Consider the following 865-nt stretch of genomic DNA (forward strand, 5'->3'; position numbering starts at 1 on the left):
CCTGTCCAGCGGTGCACCGCGAGTCCCAGCGCAGTCAGCAGCACATCATTGACCTCGGTGTTGTAGGCGCGATGAACCTGCTTCAGCAGTTGCTCGGTTTCAGCTTCGGTCCACTCCACCGTCAGCACTTCGCTGTCTGCGTTCATGGAACCCTCGTGGGCAAAATCCTTAGGCAACGGTGCAGCTTCAGCTTTGGCCTGTTCCAACTGCTTCCAGTACATGTCCTCCGCTGCCGCCTCTGGACGGTTGGCGTAAGAGGATAGCTCCCGTGCCCAAGCTTGGAAGGAATCCGTTTTATACGGCAATCGTACGGGCTCGCCCTGGATCGCCTGCTCGTAGCCTGTCGAGAAGTCTTCAAACAGAATCCGCCACGACACCCCGTCCACCACCAAATGGTGAATGGCAATTAGCAGATGGTCGCCCTCAGTGGTACGGAACCATCCCAGCTTCACCAACGGTCCTGCGGACAGGTCCATGCTGCTTTGAATTTCCGTTGCCTTCGCTTCCAGCGCTTCCGCATAAGCAGACTGTTCACGGTAGTCCACCGTTTCCAGCGTATACAGCGTGCCTTCTTCTACACCGCGTGTCCAAGCCGTATAACCAGCGGAAGTCTGACAGAATACCGTGCGCAGCGCATCATGATGCTTGACGAGGTGATCCATAACCTCACGAATCGCTGTCTCCTCAAAGCCCTCGGCGCGATAGAGCATGACCGCCTGATTAAAATGCTGTGGACGCTCGCGCTCCTGCGCAAAGAACCAATGCTGGATCGGTAGCAAAGCGGTTTCCCCGCTCACTTCTTCTTGATCTGCCATACGACGAACCTCTTGCATATGCGGTGCCAGGGCTTCCACCGTTGGATACT

General features: G+C 56.4%; 1 protein-coding gene. It reads right to left on the bottom strand.

Features of this window, described 5'->3' with window-relative positions; all coding sequences use genetic code 11:
- On the bottom strand, positions 1 to 815 hold an 815-nt coding region (locus ABEW32_RS26495; protein ID WP_430193281.1), incomplete at its 3' end, for a condensation domain-containing protein.
- Positions 816 to 865: the final 50 nt, after the last annotated feature.

Source organism: Paenibacillus jamilae (genome assembly GCF_050482105.1).
Taxonomy (GTDB): Bacteria; Bacillota; Bacilli; order Paenibacillales; family Paenibacillaceae; genus Paenibacillus; species Paenibacillus jamilae_B.